This is a genomic window from Paenarthrobacter sp. NPDC056912 (genome assembly GCF_042786555.1).
GTDB lineage: Bacteria > Actinomycetota > Actinomycetes > Actinomycetales > Micrococcaceae > Arthrobacter.
In genome coordinates this window covers 261,329-277,024 of record NZ_JBHUCD010000003.1, presented here as the reverse complement: position 1 = coordinate 277,024, position 15,696 = coordinate 261,329, and the positions used below count along the sequence as shown (strand labels likewise).

Here is a 15,696-nt window from a genome sequence, read left to right as displayed (position 1 = left end):
TTAGGGCTGGACGTTGCCCCTGGAGCTCGATCAATTGTCGAAGCGCCCTCGCACCCAGTGCATGGCCATCGTAGAGTGGGCATGTTCGTAGCGGCAGTTGTTCCAGGCCCAACCATGCCTCGGATGCACGTCCATCAACGGAGGAATCCCGATGTCAATGCTGAAATCACCGGATCAGATTGCGTTGATGCGCGAGGCCGGCCGAGTGGTGGCCAATGCCTTGGGGGCAGTGCGGGAACATGCTGCGGTGGGTGTCGCCTTGAAAGAGCTCGACGATGTTGCGGCCGCGGTCATCGCCGACGCCGGTGCGAGGCCGGCGTTCCTCGACTATCACCCCCGTTGGGCTGCTGTTCCCTTCCCGGGGGTCATCTGTGCCAGCGTGAACGACGCCGTGGTGCACGGAATCCCGGACGGGTACGCACTCCAAGACGGCGACCTGCTCAGTGTTGACTGTGGCGCCTTCCTGGAGGGCTGGTGTGGGGACTCGGCCATCAGCTTCATCGTGGGGGAGGCCAACCCTGTTGATCTGGAATTGATCGCAGCAACGGAAGCTGCCCTAGCGCGTGGGATCGAGGCCGCCCGCGTCGGGAACAAGATGGGGGACCTTGCCTATGCAATCGGCGGTGAGGCCAAGCGCGCCGGCTATGGTCTGCTGGCTGATCATGGCGGTCACGGTATTGGCCGGACCATGCACGCAGAACCACCGGTGCCCAATAATGGTCGGCCCGGCCGTGGCATGAAATTGGAGGAGGGGCTGGTGATAGCCATCGAGCCCATGTTGCTCCTGGGCGGCAAGGACGACTACTACCACGACGATGACGAGTGGACCCTTCGTTCCTCAAACGGGCTCCGAGCCGCGCACAGTGAACATACTGTGGCTATCACGGCCGAAGGGCCAATGATCCTGACGCTGCCTTAACTCCCGGTCCCGCCTATCGGTGGGCGGCAGTGTTGTTCTCCTCTGCGGCTTTCCTCTCCAAGCGCATCACAGCGCGCCCCGGAACAGCCCGGGCCATCACAGCAAATCCCGCAGCAGCGAATTGGGAAACCGTCCCATGATAAAGGTCTGCCGAAGTGGCTTTAGGTCTGAGTTCCGTGTCTACGGGGTAGGCCTCAACGACGTCTGCGCCGTTGTTGAAAGCGTGGTCTACCGCTGCAGCAAGCAGCGCGCCAGAGACTCCCGTGCGTCTGTGGCCTGGGGCCACCACGAAACAGGTGACAGACCAGAGATTGGCGGCGTCTACTGGCGGCAGCTCGGCTGTCCGAATAACCGGGGATCGTTGCAGCCGAGGATAATTTCCGCGTGGTTCCACTGCGCACCAACCCACGGGGCGCCCATCCCTGAAAGCCAGAACACCTGGTGCGGGCCCGGCTTCGAAGGCTGATTTCAACTGATCCTTGCGGGAGTCCGAAGAGGTGCCCGTCCAGTCCTTGCCGGTAAGGGCGAACCACCGGCACCAGCACCGGGAAGGCTCGCCCTTGGTTCCGAACAATTCCTCAACAGCTGCCCATGAAGCGGGGGCAGTCTCCAGCGGGGAAGGTGCGTCGAAGTGTGCCATTGACCCAGAATAGGCCGCACCCGCAGCGCTGGTCTCGCGGGGGCCGCCAGGTCATAACCCACGTCTTGTCCGCCACCCGAGTCAGGCAGAGGCACCAACCAGCTCACCCGTGGTTGTGTTCACCATCAGTCCGGCATCCCCGTCCGCGTCATCTGACCCGGCCTCCATGGCGTCGTCCTCTGGCGGAACCTGCTCGTCATCGCCCGCTCCCCACTCAGGGTTAATGGTTCCAGCGTTGTTGGCGGCGTCGCCGGGCGCGTTCGATTCTGTGGCAGCTGCGGTGCCGTTCATTCGGGTGAAGTTCGCTGAACCCCACATGAGGTCGTGCCCCACGGATTCAGCGTCGATTTCGGCCACGTGATAGATGCGGCCCTCGTGTTCCCACTGCCGGAGCCGGAGTCTGCCCACAACAATGACCCGCTGCCCCTTTTTCACACTGCATCCCACGTGCCCGGCGAGATAGCGGAAGGACTGCACTGTGTACCAGTTGGTGTTGCCGTCCACCCATGTATTGCTGGTGCGGTCGTAGCGGCGTTCGGTGGTTCCAAGCCTGAACGAAGCTGTAGCGGTACCCCGGGTGGTGGTGGAACTCTTGACCTCCGAGGCCACGAAGCCCCGAACGGTGATGATGTCATTCATTGGTGGTCCTTCTCGGTGTGTAGGAAATGCCTGTCCGGCCCTTTCAGCTTCATCGAAGGAAGGTCGGCACGGGAGTGCCATATCCGGCTATGTGAATAACCACGGCAAAGGGATGCTTGGGGAGGAGAAGTGGCCGATGGCCGTGGGATGGCGGGGTATGGCCCGAAGGCACTGTAAACTCTTTGTGGCGCCAGCGGCTGAGGCCGGACTTGGTGCCAGTGCGCCCCAGTAGCTCAGGGGATAGAGCAGCGGCCTTCTAATCCGCCGGTCGGGGGTTCGATTCCCTCCTGGGGCACAAAAGCCCCCGGAACTTCAAGGAGTTCCGGGGGCCATTGTTTTGCCAAAGGGCCTGACTCAACATTTACTCAACGTTTTCAAATCAGGCCGCCATGCAGACCGGATTCGGATGCCGACCTGGCCAGTACCCGCCCACAGTACGTGGTGAGGTGAACCCAAATGTCCTCTGGTCTGCCGTCTGATCGTTCCCGGAAGTCCCGCACGAGAGACATCGGCGTCTTTGGATTGGACACCACGCGCCCTAGGATCTGCGCGTTATCGAACGTGGCCGCCCATGCTAGATGCTCGGGAGTCACGCCTGGTCGTCCCAGCACGCCCAGAACCACCTCCAGATGCGCGTCAGGCGTCATCGGGGCCTCCAACACCTCCGGGCGCACACTCGTCCGGGAGAGGACCGTGCAGGCAGCCTTCCAGTCACCATTCAATGCTCTCGTTTCGTATTGGTCCATGAGGGGAGCTTACGCATGGGGGGTGACAGCCGAAATACACTTGGGCGTTGGAAGGTCGAGCGGTCAGGGGAGTAGTCGTGAAAAACACAGAGAACCATTGGGAGAGAATCGCCCGCACAGGGTGGAAGACTGTGTACCTTTCGGAGATCTACTGGCTCGCGGTCGAAAATCTGGAGTTGTGCGAAGAGGTGTTCACATCAGCAGTCACACCTCCGCCAGGGGAAAGCTACTTGCGAGTGGATCACGGCATACACCGAAAGATCTACCGAATTCTTAATAACGCAGCACGGTTGTCTGCATTGATGAAGGATCGAGACAGGCGCGCCGGTCAGAGCGCAGGTCAATACGAAATTCAGTCGCGGCGAGTGCGCTGGATACGGTCGGTTCTCGACGGCATCGCCATTGCAGAAATCGGACACGCCAAGGTGCGCCACTCCCTTGAGCACTTTGATGAATACATCGATGAGACGGCGCTCAAGAGCAGTCGAGGCCAGATCCCTCTACCATCATTCTTTCCCATTGATTTCGTGCTGGGGCGCGCCGATACGCTGAATGCGATTGCGTTTGGCAAGCTGGAGGGTTTCAAGACCTACCCACTCCGCGTGTACCTTGCAGAAGAACGTACCTTCATCAATTGTGGCAAAGAGATCCGGCTCGACAAGCTGTCTGAGGAGTGCGCGGCAATTGCCGCGAGGCTCCTCGACGTCGCGCCCGTACTTCGCCAGGATGAGGAAGAGACTTCTGAGCAGCGCGGCAGTTCAGTGCTGGTCCTCGGTCCGCAGCACTTCGAGGAAGGTTTCGGCCGAACGCCGAAAGGCAGCCTACTTGCGTAAGACGGAATCTGTCATCTCACGAGTCAAATTACTCGAAACGTTGTAGGCACTAGTATTTTGGCGGCATGGGTTCCACCGAACACACTGAAAACAGGCAGCCCACTGCTGCCCTCGCCGCCGTCGCTCTCTCGGTTGGAGCGTCCCTAGACGACGCTTGGAATATCGCACTCGAAGCCGGGAAGCAGACCACCGACGAGGCCGCCTACCGTGAAGCATTCCGCCTCGCTGGCGGCACTGCGTACAAGAGATTCGATCAGGCATGAGCGATAACGCACGGATCCGCTTCGACAACATCCGCATCACTGACGCCCAGCGCATTGACCTTGACGTCATCGCCAAGACGGACGAGGGCGCCCAGACCTATCACGAGCTGTGGTTCGAGTTCAGTCAGCCCGTCGTCCTCACCGACGACGCAATAGCGATTGCACTGGCGACCCTTTGCGGCAAGAGCTACTCGAGCATCCACCTGGATCTGAAGCCGTCGCCGGATACTGTCCAGCACATCAGCCAGTTCGCATCGGCCACTGTCACCACCGATGGCACAAGGTACGCTCCAGACGTGCCGCGCCAAGGGAACGTCCTGAATTTCAGCGGCGGGTTCGACTCCCTCGCCGCTCTATCGCTGATGCCCGAAGACACCAAGCTAGTTTCCATGGACTTCGGCGGCCGCTTCGGTCGTGAGCGCGTGTTCTTCGAGAAGTTCGACACCATCACGGTCGAGACAAATCTGCTGGAAACTCAGCTCCACCGGAACTCCTGGGCTTTCATGGGTGTGGGCGCGGTCCTGACTGGCGCCCACCACCGGGCCAAGTACCAGACCTTCGGGAGCATCCTCGAAGCTGGGCCTGACAACATGCGGCTGACGCCTGCCGTGGCGGACAACATCACCTTCCCGCCGTTCGCGGCTTCAGGTTTCTCGACTGCCCCCTACGTTGCTGGGCTCACCGAGATTGGCACGCTCATCGTGCTTATGAACTACCACCGCGACCACATCCGGGAATCACTCACATCTGTTGCAAGCCCAGGTGAGGAAAAGCTGTACCGCAAGCAGGTACTCACGCAGGTCGTCGCCGAGCGGCTAGGAATCTCCGTTGATCTGGACCTCACCCCGAAGCCACCGAAGCCTCACTTCGCATTCGGGGAGAACTTCGCACTGGACTTCCTCGCGCTCTACGTGGGCAAGTACGGCGGAGAGTCGATTGCCGATGACCTGCTGCGCGACATCCCGTCCGAGGTCATGAGTGCGGCCACCAAGCTCGATCTTACGTTCTTTGAGCGGGCCAATAGCACTCTCTTCAGTAAGTTCCCCGCGCCGCTCTTCGGCGGCCTGGCATCACGGCTGGCCGCCGCAGGCATGCCGTTCTACACCGAAAAAGACTGGATCGAGTTCGCCAAAGTCCGCGAACTACTCGCGCCCTACCACCCAGTTGTTGCAACCGCCTGACTTAAACGACGATAGGCCCCCTCTCATTGCGAGAGGGGGCCCATTGTTTTAAAGCAGTTCCGGGTAGCGCGATTTCATATGCGCGCGGACTTTGTCCCGGTCAGCGAGATTCAACTGCGTGGGCCAGTACATCAGCTCACGAACATACGACGCCTGTGCCGCAGTACTGGCGCCGAAGTAGATGCCGCCGAACGTCGGCACTGCGACAGAGCCTCTCACCCTTCACAGAGAAGGTGGCCGAAGTCCGAGCCATGTCAGCGGAGGAGTTCACCGGGTTCCGGGACCACTTCGTCAAGACCATCACCACTAAAAAAGATGTGGGCCGCCAACGCCCGTCCACTCCGGTTGATGTGCTGGACTTCCCCATCGGCACCGGCGTCCGCCCGGGCGAGGCCCTCGGAGTGTGCCGGCAAGACGTGGACCTCAGCGCAGGACGGTGGAGATCAACAACACCGTATATAGGGCCAAGGGTGTGGGGATGGTGCTGCAGCCCGAAACCAAGGAAGGCGATGACCGGAAGTTCAAGCTGCCGCCCTTCTGGGGCACGACAGCATCCCTCTTGGAACAGCGTCCAAGGGGGATGCTCCTTTATGGCCTCGAATCAAGGAATCCCTTGAGATTCCCTAGCACCAGCTGCCAGGTTGCCGTGGACTGCTCGACTTCGTCCTCCGTGAAATTGTTGCCCTGACGGATCGTCACCGTTGTCTGGTTGGATTCCTCGGAGACGATGTATTCAACGGTGTGGTAGTTCTCTGGAGCATCCGCAAGTCCCGAGGCTGGACTGAAGTGCGTTGTTTTGAGCTTCGCTGGAGGGTCGAAGACAAGGATCGTTCCCTTGTCCTCATACGCCTTGCCGTTGTATTCGCCGGAGTACGTGATTGGATCGCCAACCCGCCAAGTGGTGACGACGTTGGTTCCGAGAAAATACTGCCGGATGAGGTCAGGCTCTGTCAGGGCCTCCCAAACCTCCTCGGCTGTGGCGGCAACTGTGACTGATGCCACGGCATCACGGAATTGTCCACTCATTTGACGCACTCCAAGCTGATCCGGATCGGCAAACCTCTTCGTCGCAAACCCTACGCCCGTCACCACCTGACGTGAATGGCACAATAGCTAGGTGATTAAGACGGGAACCAAGGCGGCCAAGAGCCGGCCGGCAGGGGAGTCAGGGACGAGAATCCGCTTGGCCGGCGTCGCTGTGATTCTGGCTGCAGCGTCCATGACAACAGCCTGCGCGCCGAATACCCCGGCCGCCGTTGCGCCGGCCGTCTCGCCGACAGCATCCCCCAGTATCGAGCCCTCAATCAGTGCGGATCCTGCAGTAGCGGCGACAACCAGCGCGGTCGAATCCACGCTGAAGAACCTGGTTGCCGGTAATCCCAAGCCTGACCGGGAGGCAGTGCGGGCAGCCTTGGTCTCGGCAGGGATACCGAAGTCCAACGTAGAGGTTTCCGCTAGCCGTACACCGACCGGCCTCGATGTTGACGCCATGGAGGCAGCCGCGCTGACAGGGCAAAGTTGTGTCATGGGGCAGATCCGTGACGGTGGGGTCGTTGTCTCGGTACTGCCTGTTCTGTCATCAGGAAAGTGCTTCGTAGGAGACGCCCGCTAGCGGCACCGCGGTGCCCGAATGTGAGTTAAGTACGCCTACCCATTAGATTTAAGGGCATGGCGGAATTCATTTACACGATGACCAAGGCTCGCAAGGCCGTTGGCGACAAACTTATTCTGGACGATGTCAGCATGTCGTTCTTCCCTGGCGCGAAGATTGGCGTCGTGGGCCCGAACGGTGCTGGTAAGTCCACCATCCTGAAGATCATGGCCGGACTGGACACCCCGTCCAACGGCGAAGCCCGCCTGAGCCCCGGCTACACCGTGGGCATCCTCCTGCAGGAACCGCCGCTGAACGAGGAGAAGACGGTCCTGGGCAACGTCCAGGAGGGCGTAGGCGAGATCTACGGCAAGATCCAGCGCTTTAACGAGATCTCCGAAGAAATGGCTAACCCGGACGCGGACTACGACACGCTCCTGGACGAAATGGGCAAGCTGCAGGAAGCCATTGACGCCGCTGATGCGTGGGATATCGATTCCCAGCTTGAGCAGGCGATGGACGCTTTGCGCTGCCCGCCGGCCGATTCCGACGTCACCGTCCTCTCCGGTGGTGAGCGCCGCCGCGTAGCACTGTGCAAGCTCCTCCTCCAGAAGCCGGATCTCCTGCTCCTCGATGAGCCCACCAACCACTTGGACGCCGAAAGCGTGCTTTGGCTGGAGCAGCACCTGTCCCAGTACCCCGGCGCTGTCCTTGCCGTGACCCACGACCGGTACTTCCTGGACCACGTTGCTGAGTGGATCGCCGAAGTTGACCGCGGTCACCTCTACCCATACGAAGGCAACTACTCCACGTACCTGGAGAAGAAGAAGGCCCGCCTCGAAGTCCAGGGCAAGAAGGACGCCAAGCTTTCCAAGCGCCTCACCGAGGAACTTGAGTGGGTCCGCTCCAACGCCAAGGGCCGCCAGACCAAGTCCAAAGCCCGTCTTGCCCGCTACGAGGAAATGGCTGCAGAGGCCGATCGCACCCGCAAGCTGGACTTTGAAGAGATCCAGATCCCGCCGGGACCGCGCCTTGGTTCCCTCGTCATCGAGGCCAAGAACCTGAAGAAGGGCTTCGACGATCGCGTTCTGATCGATGGTCTCTCCTTCTCGCTGCCCCGCAACGGAATCGTTGGCGTTATCGGCCCCAATGGTGTGGGTAAGTCCACGCTGTTCAAGACGATCGTCGGCATGGAACCCTTGGATGACGGTGAGCTCAAAATCGGCGAGTCCGTGAAGATCTCCTACGTGGATCAGTCCCGAGGCGGAATTGATCCCAACAAGTCCCTCTGGGAAGTTGTCTCGGAAGGCCATGACTTCCTCCAGGTCGGCCAGGTCGAAATGCCGTCCCGGGCTTACGTTTCGGCGTTTGGCTTCAAGGGCCCGGACCAGCAGAAGAAGGCTGGTGTCCTTTCCGGTGGTGAGCGTAACCGACTCAACCTGGCACTGACGCTCAAGCAGGGTGGCAACCTCTTGCTCCTTGACGAACCTACTAACGACCTCGACGTCGAAACCCTGGGCAGCCTTGAAAACGCCCTTCTGGAATTCCCGGGCTGCGCTGTAGTGGTTTCGCACGATCGTTGGTTCCTGGACCGGGTGGCAACCCACATCCTCGCCTACGAAGGGGACGACGAGAACCCGTCCAAGTGGTACTGGTTCGAGGGTAACTTCGACTCCTACGAGGAGAACAAGGTGGAGCGCCTCGGCCCCGATGCTGCCAAGCCGCACCGCGTAACGCACCGCCGCCTGACCCGCGACTAACAACGTCGCCAGCAGGTGCAAACGACGAAAGGCCGGTCCCGTCAGGGACCGGCCTTTCGGCATCTACGGCTGCACGCTACGGAACCCGGACCATGCCTTCCTGCGCCACTGTGGCCACGTGAAGTCCGTCGCGGTTGAAGATCCGGCCGGTGGCGAGTCCACGTGCGCCTTGGGCGCTGGGGGACTCCTGGACATAGAGCATCCATTCGTCCACGCGGACCGGGCGGTGCCACCACATAGCGTGGTCCAGGCTGGCCACGCTCATGCCGGGCGTCATCCAGGCGAGGCCGTGCTTGCGGAGAATGGGTTCCAGCAGCGTGTAGTCGCTCGCGTAGGCCAGGGCTGCCCGGTGGAGGTTGGGATCATCAGGCAAGGGCCCCATGGTCTTCATCCAGACGGCGTTGGTGGCCACATGCTCCTTGGGCGGAGAAACATAGAGGGCCGGATCTATGTGGCGGACATCAAAGGGCCGCTCCGAGGACATGTGCCGTGCCATTGGATGGTCAAAGTGCGACAACAGTTCCGCCGTGCTCGGCAGGGACTCGGGATCGGGGATGCCTTCAGGCATGGTTGCCTGGTGGTCCAGGCCGCTGTCTTCCACCTGGAACGAGGCGATCATCGACAGAATGGGGACCCCGTCCTGGTAGGCATGCACCCGGCGGGCCGAGAAGGAACGGCCGTCCCGCAGCCTTTCCACACCGAACGTGATCGGCTTGTTTGCATCCCCTGGACGCAGGAAGTAGCCGTGCATGGAATGCGCAACTCGGTCCGGCTCAACTGTCCGCATACCGGCCATCATTGACTGTGCCAACACCTGGCCGCCAAAAACACGATGCCGGGGTTGTTTCTGGGACGGACCCAGGAAGATGTCCTCATTGGTCCTGGCTCCGTCGAAGTCTCCCAGGTCCAACAGGTCAATCAACACTTCCATGGGATCTTCTGTGGGTGCGTCCACCTCGAAGCCAGCGTTCGTCTCAGTCATGGTTCGACTCTAGACGGCGCCCGGACCCCTCTCAACCGCGGACATGCCGGTAGAGTCGATGATGTGACAGACGTCTTGACCCAGTCCTTCCGCTTCTCCGATCCCCGCGATCTCGATGATTTGCGGACCTTTGTTACGCGGGCAAAGAGCATCGACGACGGCGCCATCCGCCTTCAGGCTTCGGGCAGTGTCCTGGCCGCGTATGTGTGCGTCCTGAGGCCGCGCATCCTGGGCGAATCCACGCCTACGATTCTTGGCCTGCGGACCATGGCCCTCGCAGAGCCTGCACAGGCAGACGTCACAGTGACTCTCGCGTCCGTTATGGACCGATTGGCCCGTTCCGGTGCCGGAGATGTGGAACTGCCCATCCCGCCGTCGACCGTTTCTGAGTCCTGGGCCGGCGTCGGTGCGCCGCGGAGCGGCTGGGAAGCCCACGCCACAGTGCTCGACGCCGACCTCAAGTCGGCGGCCGAGGCCGGCATTGCCGAGGTGGCTGGTGTGATCCCCACGCTGGCGGGTGCCGCCGTCGTCAATAGCGCCAGGGCCGCTGTCTGGGGCCGTGAGCTTGCCGGTGTGAGCGAACTGCCCGCGGGAGCGGCGTTCGCGGCCTTTGCTTTGGGCTTCCTCGGCGACGGAGAGCAGCAGGTCTTCCGCAACGGCCGCTGGTTCCGCCTGAGCGGCCCCCGGGGCCACGTGCTTGTCCGCACCGGCGCGGGGCTGGGTCTCGGCTTCTAAGTCCTAGGCTTCAGGTCCGGCTGATGGGCTGTTGACCATAGTCAGCGCGGCCCGTTCCATATAGTCCCACAGTGTTCCTTCATGCAAAGGCGAAAGCTCCAACGAGTCCACGGCCGTCCGCATGTGGAACAGCCAGCGGTCCTTGGCCTCCGGCGTGACCCGGAACGGCATGTGGCGCATGCGAAGGCGCGGGTGGCCGCGTTCTTCACCGTAGGTTGTGGGGCCGCCCCAGTACTGTTCCAAGAACATGAGGAAACGGCGCTTGGCCGGCCCGAGGTCCTCTTCGGGATACATGGGGCGCAGCAGCGGATCTGTTGCCACGCCGTCGTAGAAGACATCGATGAGCTTGACGAATGTGTCGTGGCCACCCACAGCAGCATAGAAGCTGTCCGTGTAGGCCGGTTGGCTGAAAGGATCGTTCTGCATCAGCTGGCGTCGGGGGCCTGCCGGCGGCGCCGGTGATAGCCCATCGGCTGTGTTACTCATTTGCCTTCTCCTCGGCTTTGGTGACGCGCGGTGCGCCTGCTGTAACGGGCGCCGCTGCCGCAGCGCCGGGCTCGCCGTTGTCCGGTGTCTCCAACGGCACGTAGTCACCTTGCGAGCGGTTGCCCACCCGGAGGATTTCGCCGTTGCGAAGGTACCAAATGGCGCCGTCTTCCGCGCGGACGCGCGTGATGCGCAGACCTACTGATTCAACGGTACCAACCACTTCGCTGGTCACGATAACGTCGCCGATCCCGTACTGGTCTTCGATGGTAATGAAGATTCCCGCGAGGAAGTCGCGGATCAATTGCTGGGCGCCGAAACCAATGGCGACACCCAAAATGCCGACGCTGGTCAGGAGCGGTGCAACGTCCACATTCATGTATTTGAGGACGTAGATGATGACGATCACTACCACCACGACGCTGACCAGGCTGGTCAGCAGGGTGCCGATGGTCTCGGCGCGCTGTGAACGTCGCTCGTGGTCGAGTGCGCGGATGGCGGGCTGTACCCATTTGAAATGCGGCTTCTTGAAGAAGGAGCTGCCAGCGGACACACGCCGGGTGATGCGCAGGATGATGAAACGTGCCACGATCCAAACCACCAAGCCAATGCCGAGCGTGATGAGGATCGAAACGAGGTCGATTTTTTCAGGTTCGATGGTGATGGTTTCTGCAAGGGGGATGGAGGTCAAGGTGGAATAACTCCCTGTCGTCGGCCCGTGTTCGCCGGGCGCGGAACACTCTGTCCACATCCAACCCTAGCGCCGTAGCGTGACGGTATGCGCATCCTGGTCCTCGGCGGTACCGCCTTCCTGTCAGCAGAAATCGCCCGTCAGGCCGTTGCTTTGGGGCACGACGTCACGTGTTTTGCCCGGGGTACTTCAGCGAGCCCGCCCGACGGCGTTACTTGGGTGCGGGGGGACCGCTCCTTGGGTGCGAAGGTCTTGGCGGACCTCGACGGCCGCTGGGATTCTGTCATTGACGTGTCCAGGGATCCCATCCAAGCCAGGCAGGCGTTGGAGGTGCTGGGCCCCCTAGCCGGACATTGGACCTTCGTCTCAAGCTGTTCTGTCTACGCGGACCATTCGATTCCCGGCGCGGATGAAAGTGCTGCTCTTTTGGAGCCTTTGCCCGAGGGGCAGCCAGCTACCCCTGAAACGTACGGCGAGTCCAAGTCGGCGATCGAGAATATGACGCTGTCCTTGGTGGGGGAGAAGGCGCACATCGTTCGCGCCGGGCTCATCGGCGGACCGGGAGACGGCACTGACAGATACGGCTATTGGCCCGCTCGATTCGCTGCGAACACTGACACGGTCTTGGTCCCGGACATTCCTGACGCAGCGACCCAAATCATTGACGTCCGGGATCTCGCCGCCTGGATCCTGCGATCCGCCGCGCAAGGGCTGACAGGGACCTACAACGCCCTGGGAGATGTGGTGAGGTTTGGCGACTACATCGCCGCAGCCCAGCAACTGGCTGGACCTGTGGAGGAGGACGTCGTCGTCCGGCCAGGGAAAGACTGGCTCGTGGAGCAGGGCGTGGATTACTGGGCCGGCACGGATTCACTTCCCTTGTGGTTGCCGGAAGGCCATGACGGCTTCCAGGCTCGCACCAATCAAGCGGCACGTGAGCGCGGGATGGTTCTACAGCCGTGGCAGGAGACGCTCGCGGCAACGCTTGAATACGAGAAGCAGCGGGGTTTGGGGAGGGAACGCAAAGCGGGACTCAGCCGGGAAACCGAGCGGACGCTCGTGGCACTCTGGCGGGAACACCAGCGCTAGTCTGCTGCCGCCGTCGTGATTGGCTCGTGCAGGACCGGGAAGTTGACGCTGCGCGCGATGAAGCAGACCTGGTTGGCTTCATGGTGAAGCTGTGGCATTAGGGCGGCGTGGGCGGGATCGGCGATGGCGACGTTCGGTTTAAGCGTCACGCTCTCGAACTGTCCGCTGCCGTCGCGGTTGAGCACCATGATGCCCTCCGCGTTGTCCACATAGTCAGTGACAACTACTCCGTGCTTCACGGCCACATGCAGGAAAGACAGCATATGGCACTGCGAGAGCGCGGCAAGCAGCAGCTGCTCAGGGTTGTAGCGTGTCCGGTCCCCATGGAACGTCGGATCCGAGGAGCCCTTCAATGTAGGCAACCCGCTGATCTCAACGTCGTGGTCGCGTGAATATCCGCGGTAGCTTGCTGTGCCTTCGCCGAGGTTCCCGGTCCAGCGGACGGTCAGCGCGTAATGGTGTTCGTTGAGGCCCATGCGGACAGTCTAGCCAAGCGCAATCGACTGTCCGCACGAGCTTCTCAGGGGTGTTACTCGTTGACGTCTGCTGCCCGTGCGCGCAGGGCGCGGGCTACGGCGTCGCGGTTTTCCAGCATCATGCGGCGCAGGGCCGCGCTTTCTTCGGGGAGCCCCGCCAGGAACTCATCCGTGCGGTCCACCGTGGCTTGCGTGGTCAACTGTGCCGGGTAGAGGCCCACCACGATCTGCTGGGCGAGGGCATGGGTACGTTCCTTCACGATTCCGGGCACGGCCTCGAAGTACTTCTCCGCGAACGGCTCCAGCAAGGAGGTGTCCTGGACCCGCATGAATCCTGCCACGGCCGAGGACTGAAGGGCGTTGGAAAGCTCGCCCTTGACCACGATTGCCTCCCAGGCGGCCGCCTTGGCCTCGGGTGTAGGGATGGCGGCTTTCGCTTGGGCCGCAGCGTTCTGGCCGTTGGAGGTGTTGTCGCGGGCGAGTTCCTCATCGATGCGGTCCTGGCCTTGGCGTCCGCCGGCCACCAGCGCGGTCAGGAGCTCCCAGCGCATGTCCTGGTCCACGGTGAGGCCTTCGAGGGTTTCTGCCCCGTCCAGGAGGGCCTGGATGCGGTCCAACTGGCCGCCGCTGCGGGAAAGCTGCGCGTAGGACTTGGCGAACTGGAGCTGGGCATCGGAGCCGGCGTCAACGGACGAAGCGAGTTCCCACAGCTTGTCCGCGGCCGCGATGGTGGTGTCGAGCTTGTGATCAGCGGCAACGAAGTAGCTCAATGTGGTGGCGAGCTGGCGCAGCTGGACCAAGATGACGGAGGAGTCAGTTTCGTCTGCGATGTTCGCCAGGATCAGGTCCACGTAGCCGCGGGCCGGGGTTTCGCCGTCGCGGGCCGCGTCCCAGGCCGAACCCCACACCAGGGTGCGGGGCAGGCTGGCGGCGAAGTCCTTCAGGTGCGCTTTGGCAGTGGCGAGGGAGTGTTCATCGAGGCGGACCTTGGCGTAAGCGAGGTCGTCGTCGTTGAGCAGGATCAGGTCAGGACGTGCACGGCCGAGCAAAGCGGGGACTTCCGTGCGGGGTCCGTCGACGTCGAGTTCCTCGCGGTGGGTGCGTTCCAGCTTCCCTTCACCGGAGAGCGTGTAGAAGCCGACGGCCAGGCGGTGCGGCCGGAGTGTTGGCTGTTCCTCGATCGCGGTCTGCAGGATCGCGAAATCGGTGATGGTGCCGTCGGCGTCAACCGTCAGTTCGGGGGCGAGGGTGTTCACACCGGCGGTTTCGAGCCAGAGCTTGCCCCACACGTCCAGGTCACGGCCGGACGCGGCTTCGAGCTCCACCATGAGGTCAGCGAGTTCGGTGTTCTTCCAGGCGTGCTTGGCGAAGTACGTACGGACACCGGCCATGAACTGCTCAGGGCCCACCCAGGCCACCAACTGGCGCAGCACGGAAGCGCCCTTGGCGTAGGTAATGCCGTCGAAGTTGACCTCCACGTCTTCGAGATTGTTGATCTCGGCGAAGATCGGGTGCGTGGTGGGGAGCTGGTCCTGGCGGTAGGCCCAGGACTTTTCCACTGAAGCGAAGGTGGTCCAGGCACGGTCGAACTCGGTGTTTTCCACGGCGGCCAGGTGGGACATGTATTCGGCGAAGGATTCGTTGAGCCAAAGGTCGTTCCACCAGCGCATGGTCACCAGGTCACCAAACCACATGTGGGCGAGTTCGTGCAGGACGGTGATGGCACGGCGTTCAATCTGGGCCCCGGTGACCTTGCCTCGGAAGACGTAGCCTTCCAGGATGGTCACCGCGCCCGCGTTTTCCATGGCGCCGGCGTTGAATTCCGGGACGAAGAGCTGATCGTATTTCTCGAAGGGGTATGGGCACCCGAACTGGGCCTCGAAGAATTCGAAGCCCTGACGGGTCAATTCGAAGATGTTGTCCGCGTCGAGGTACTGCATGAGCGATTTGCGGGCGAACACGCCCAGCGGGATGACCCGGCCGTCGGAACTGGTGACCTCGGACCGGACGGACTGGTACGGTCCTGCAATCAACGCCGTGACGTAGGAAGACAGTCGCGGCGTCGGTGCGAATTCCCAGACGGAGCGGGCGCTGCCGTCTTCACCGGGCGCTGTTTCGGCAGGGACGGGGGTGGGGGAGTTGGAGATGACGTCCCAGTGCGACGGCGCCGTGACCGTGAACGTGAAGGTGGCCTTCAGATCGGGCTGCTCGAAAACGGCGAACATGCGCCGCGAGTCCGGTACCTCGAACTGCGTGTAGAGGTAGACCTCGCCATCCACGGGGTCAACGAAGCGGTGGAGGCCTTCGCCAGTGTTCATGAAAGGCGCGTCAGCCACGACCGTCAGCTCATTCTCGGCCGCCAGCTCCGGCAATTGGATGCGCACACCATCGGAAACCTCGGCGGCATCCAAGTCGATCCCGTTCAAGGTCACGCTGTGGACTGTGTCCGTTATGGCGTCGATGAAGCTGGACGATCCCGGCACTGCGGAGAACTTCACCACTGTGGTGGAACTGAAAACGTCCGGGCCCTTGGTCAGGTCCAAGGTGACGTTGTAAGACTCGACATTGAGCAGTTCGGCGCGGTTCGCGGCTTCGTCGCGCGTGAGGTTCAGGCCTGGCAAGTGGTGCCTCCGGATGGTTGGAATGACCGGCCGTGAGGGTCGGC

General features: G+C 61.9%; 20 protein-coding genes and 1 tRNA gene. 9 read left to right on the top strand and 12 right to left on the bottom strand.

What is annotated here, in order from left to right:
* Positions 1 to 151 precede the first annotated feature (151 nt).
* Positions 152 to 919 (top strand): type I methionyl aminopeptidase, encoded by a 768-nt coding sequence (gene map / locus ACFRJ9_RS05335; protein ID WP_377665162.1) that lies wholly within the window; start codon positions 152 to 154, stop codon positions 917 to 919.
* A 13-nt stretch (positions 920 to 932) separates the two neighbouring features.
* Here map and ACFRJ9_RS05330 read toward each other — a convergent pair whose 3' ends face one another.
* Both ACFRJ9_RS05330 and ACFRJ9_RS05325 read right to left on the bottom strand, forming a co-directional pair.
* Positions 933 to 1,559, bottom strand: a complete 627-nt coding sequence (locus ACFRJ9_RS05330; protein WP_377665160.1) for a GNAT family N-acetyltransferase — start codon at positions 1,557 to 1,559, stop codon at positions 933 to 935.
* Between the two features lie 81 nt (positions 1,560 to 1,640).
* Positions 1,641 to 2,198, bottom strand: coding sequence for a single-stranded DNA-binding protein (locus ACFRJ9_RS05325; RefSeq protein WP_377665158.1), 558 nt, complete (start codon positions 2,196 to 2,198; stop codon positions 1,641 to 1,643).
* A 222-nt stretch (positions 2,199 to 2,420) separates the two neighbouring features.
* Here ACFRJ9_RS05325 and ACFRJ9_RS05320 point away from each other — a divergent pair.
* Positions 2,421 to 2,493: transfer RNA gene (locus ACFRJ9_RS05320), tRNA-Arg, on the top strand.
* Between the two features lie 79 nt (positions 2,494 to 2,572).
* On the opposite strand, the gene ACFRJ9_RS05315 is transcribed toward ACFRJ9_RS05320, so the two are convergent.
* Complete coding sequence (locus ACFRJ9_RS05315) at positions 2,573 to 2,944, bottom strand: hypothetical protein (RefSeq protein ID WP_377665156.1); 372 nt, start codon at positions 2,942 to 2,944, stop codon at positions 2,573 to 2,575.
* A gap of 77 nt (positions 2,945 to 3,021) precedes the next feature.
* Here ACFRJ9_RS05315 and ACFRJ9_RS05310 point away from each other — a divergent pair, with 77 nt between their 5' ends.
* The 3 genes from ACFRJ9_RS05310 to ACFRJ9_RS05300 all read left to right on the top strand — a co-directional run bounded on the left by ACFRJ9_RS05310 (position 3,022) and on the right by ACFRJ9_RS05300 (position 5,221).
* Positions 3,022 to 3,777, top strand: a complete 756-nt coding sequence (locus ACFRJ9_RS05310; protein WP_377665154.1) for a hypothetical protein — start codon at positions 3,022 to 3,024, stop codon at positions 3,775 to 3,777.
* A gap of 65 nt (positions 3,778 to 3,842) precedes the next feature.
* The gene (locus ACFRJ9_RS05305; RefSeq protein ID WP_377665152.1) at positions 3,843 to 4,040 is read left to right on the top strand and encodes a hypothetical protein; all 198 of its coding nucleotides are present in this window, start codon (positions 3,843 to 3,845) and stop codon (positions 4,038 to 4,040) included.
* Complete coding sequence (locus tag ACFRJ9_RS05300; RefSeq protein ID WP_377665150.1) at positions 4,037 to 5,221, top strand: hypothetical protein; 1,185 nt, start codon at positions 4,037 to 4,039, stop codon at positions 5,219 to 5,221. Before ACFRJ9_RS05305 ends, ACFRJ9_RS05300 begins: the two co-directional genes overlap by 4 nt.
* 48 nt (positions 5,222 to 5,269) lie before the next feature.
* Here ACFRJ9_RS05300 and ACFRJ9_RS05295 read toward each other — a convergent pair whose 3' ends face one another.
* The 4 genes from ACFRJ9_RS05295 to ACFRJ9_RS05280 are packed head-to-tail and all read right to left on the bottom strand — an operon-like array spanning position 5,270 to position 6,247.
* Entirely contained in the window at positions 5,270 to 5,440 is a 171-nt protein-coding gene (locus ACFRJ9_RS05295; RefSeq protein ID WP_377665148.1) for a hypothetical protein, read from the bottom strand.
* 35 nt (positions 5,441 to 5,475) lie between these two features.
* Positions 5,476 to 5,634, bottom strand: a complete 159-nt coding sequence (locus ACFRJ9_RS05290) for a hypothetical protein (RefSeq protein WP_377665146.1) — start codon at positions 5,632 to 5,634, stop codon at positions 5,476 to 5,478.
* Between the two features lie 10 nt (positions 5,635 to 5,644).
* Positions 5,645 to 5,767, bottom strand: a complete 123-nt coding sequence (locus ACFRJ9_RS05285; protein ID WP_377665144.1) for a hypothetical protein — start codon at positions 5,765 to 5,767, stop codon at positions 5,645 to 5,647.
* Between the two features lie 42 nt (positions 5,768 to 5,809).
* The gene (locus ACFRJ9_RS05280) at positions 5,810 to 6,247 is read right to left on the bottom strand and encodes an SRPBCC domain-containing protein (RefSeq protein WP_377665142.1); all 438 of its coding nucleotides are present in this window, start codon (positions 6,245 to 6,247) and stop codon (positions 5,810 to 5,812) included.
* Positions 6,248 to 6,440: 193 nt separating this feature from the next.
* Here ACFRJ9_RS05280 and ACFRJ9_RS05275 point away from each other — a divergent pair, with 193 nt between their 5' ends.
* Together ACFRJ9_RS05275 and ettA are read left to right on the top strand one after the other, a co-directional pair.
* The gene (locus ACFRJ9_RS05275; RefSeq protein WP_377665250.1) at positions 6,441 to 6,833 is read left to right on the top strand and encodes a DUF6993 domain-containing protein; all 393 of its coding nucleotides are present in this window, start codon (positions 6,441 to 6,443) and stop codon (positions 6,831 to 6,833) included.
* 56 nt (positions 6,834 to 6,889) lie between these two features.
* Entirely contained in the window at positions 6,890 to 8,572 is a 1,683-nt protein-coding gene (gene ettA, locus ACFRJ9_RS05270) for an energy-dependent translational throttle protein EttA (RefSeq protein ID WP_377665140.1), read from the top strand.
* A 76-nt stretch (positions 8,573 to 8,648) separates the two neighbouring features.
* On the opposite strand, the gene ACFRJ9_RS05265 is transcribed toward ettA, so the two are convergent.
* Positions 8,649 to 9,554 (bottom strand): acyl-CoA thioesterase, encoded by a 906-nt coding sequence (locus tag ACFRJ9_RS05265; RefSeq protein WP_377665138.1) that lies wholly within the window; start codon positions 9,552 to 9,554, stop codon positions 8,649 to 8,651.
* Between the two features lie 63 nt (positions 9,555 to 9,617).
* Between ACFRJ9_RS05265 and ACFRJ9_RS05260 the strand changes: the two genes are divergently transcribed.
* Entirely contained in the window at positions 9,618 to 10,289 is a 672-nt protein-coding gene (locus tag ACFRJ9_RS05260; protein ID WP_377665136.1) for a hypothetical protein, read from the top strand.
* Positions 10,290 to 10,292: 3 nt separating this feature from the next.
* Here the strand turns inward: ACFRJ9_RS05260 and ACFRJ9_RS05255 are convergent, their stop codons facing one another.
* Both ACFRJ9_RS05255 and ACFRJ9_RS05250 read right to left on the bottom strand, forming a co-directional pair.
* Positions 10,293 to 10,775 (bottom strand): globin, encoded by a 483-nt coding sequence (locus ACFRJ9_RS05255; protein ID WP_377665134.1) that lies wholly within the window; start codon positions 10,773 to 10,775, stop codon positions 10,293 to 10,295.
* Positions 10,768 to 11,466: a mechanosensitive ion channel family protein gene (locus ACFRJ9_RS05250; RefSeq protein WP_377665132.1), complete on the bottom strand. Its 699-nt coding sequence runs from the start codon at positions 11,464 to 11,466 to the stop codon at positions 10,768 to 10,770. The genes ACFRJ9_RS05255 and ACFRJ9_RS05250 overlap by 8 nt, the downstream gene beginning before the upstream one ends.
* Before the next feature lie 87 nt (positions 11,467 to 11,553).
* On the opposite strand from ACFRJ9_RS05250, the gene ACFRJ9_RS05245 reads away from it, so the two are divergent.
* A complete protein-coding gene (locus ACFRJ9_RS05245; RefSeq protein WP_377665130.1) occupies positions 11,554 to 12,555 on the top strand; it encodes an epimerase in 1,002 nt (333 codons plus the stop codon).
* Here ACFRJ9_RS05245 and ACFRJ9_RS05240 read toward each other — a convergent pair.
* Both ACFRJ9_RS05240 and pepN read right to left on the bottom strand, forming a co-directional pair.
* Positions 12,552 to 13,031 carry an OsmC family protein gene (locus ACFRJ9_RS05240; protein ID WP_377665128.1) on the bottom strand — a complete coding sequence of 160 codons (480 nt, stop codon included), beginning with the start codon at positions 13,029 to 13,031 and terminating at the stop codon, positions 12,552 to 12,554. The genes ACFRJ9_RS05245 and ACFRJ9_RS05240 overlap by 4 nt on opposite strands.
* 53 nt (positions 13,032 to 13,084) lie before the next feature.
* Entirely contained in the window at positions 13,085 to 15,652 is a 2,568-nt protein-coding gene (gene pepN, locus ACFRJ9_RS05235; RefSeq protein WP_377665126.1) for an aminopeptidase N, read from the bottom strand.
* Between the last annotated feature and the right edge of the window lie 44 nt (positions 15,653 to 15,696).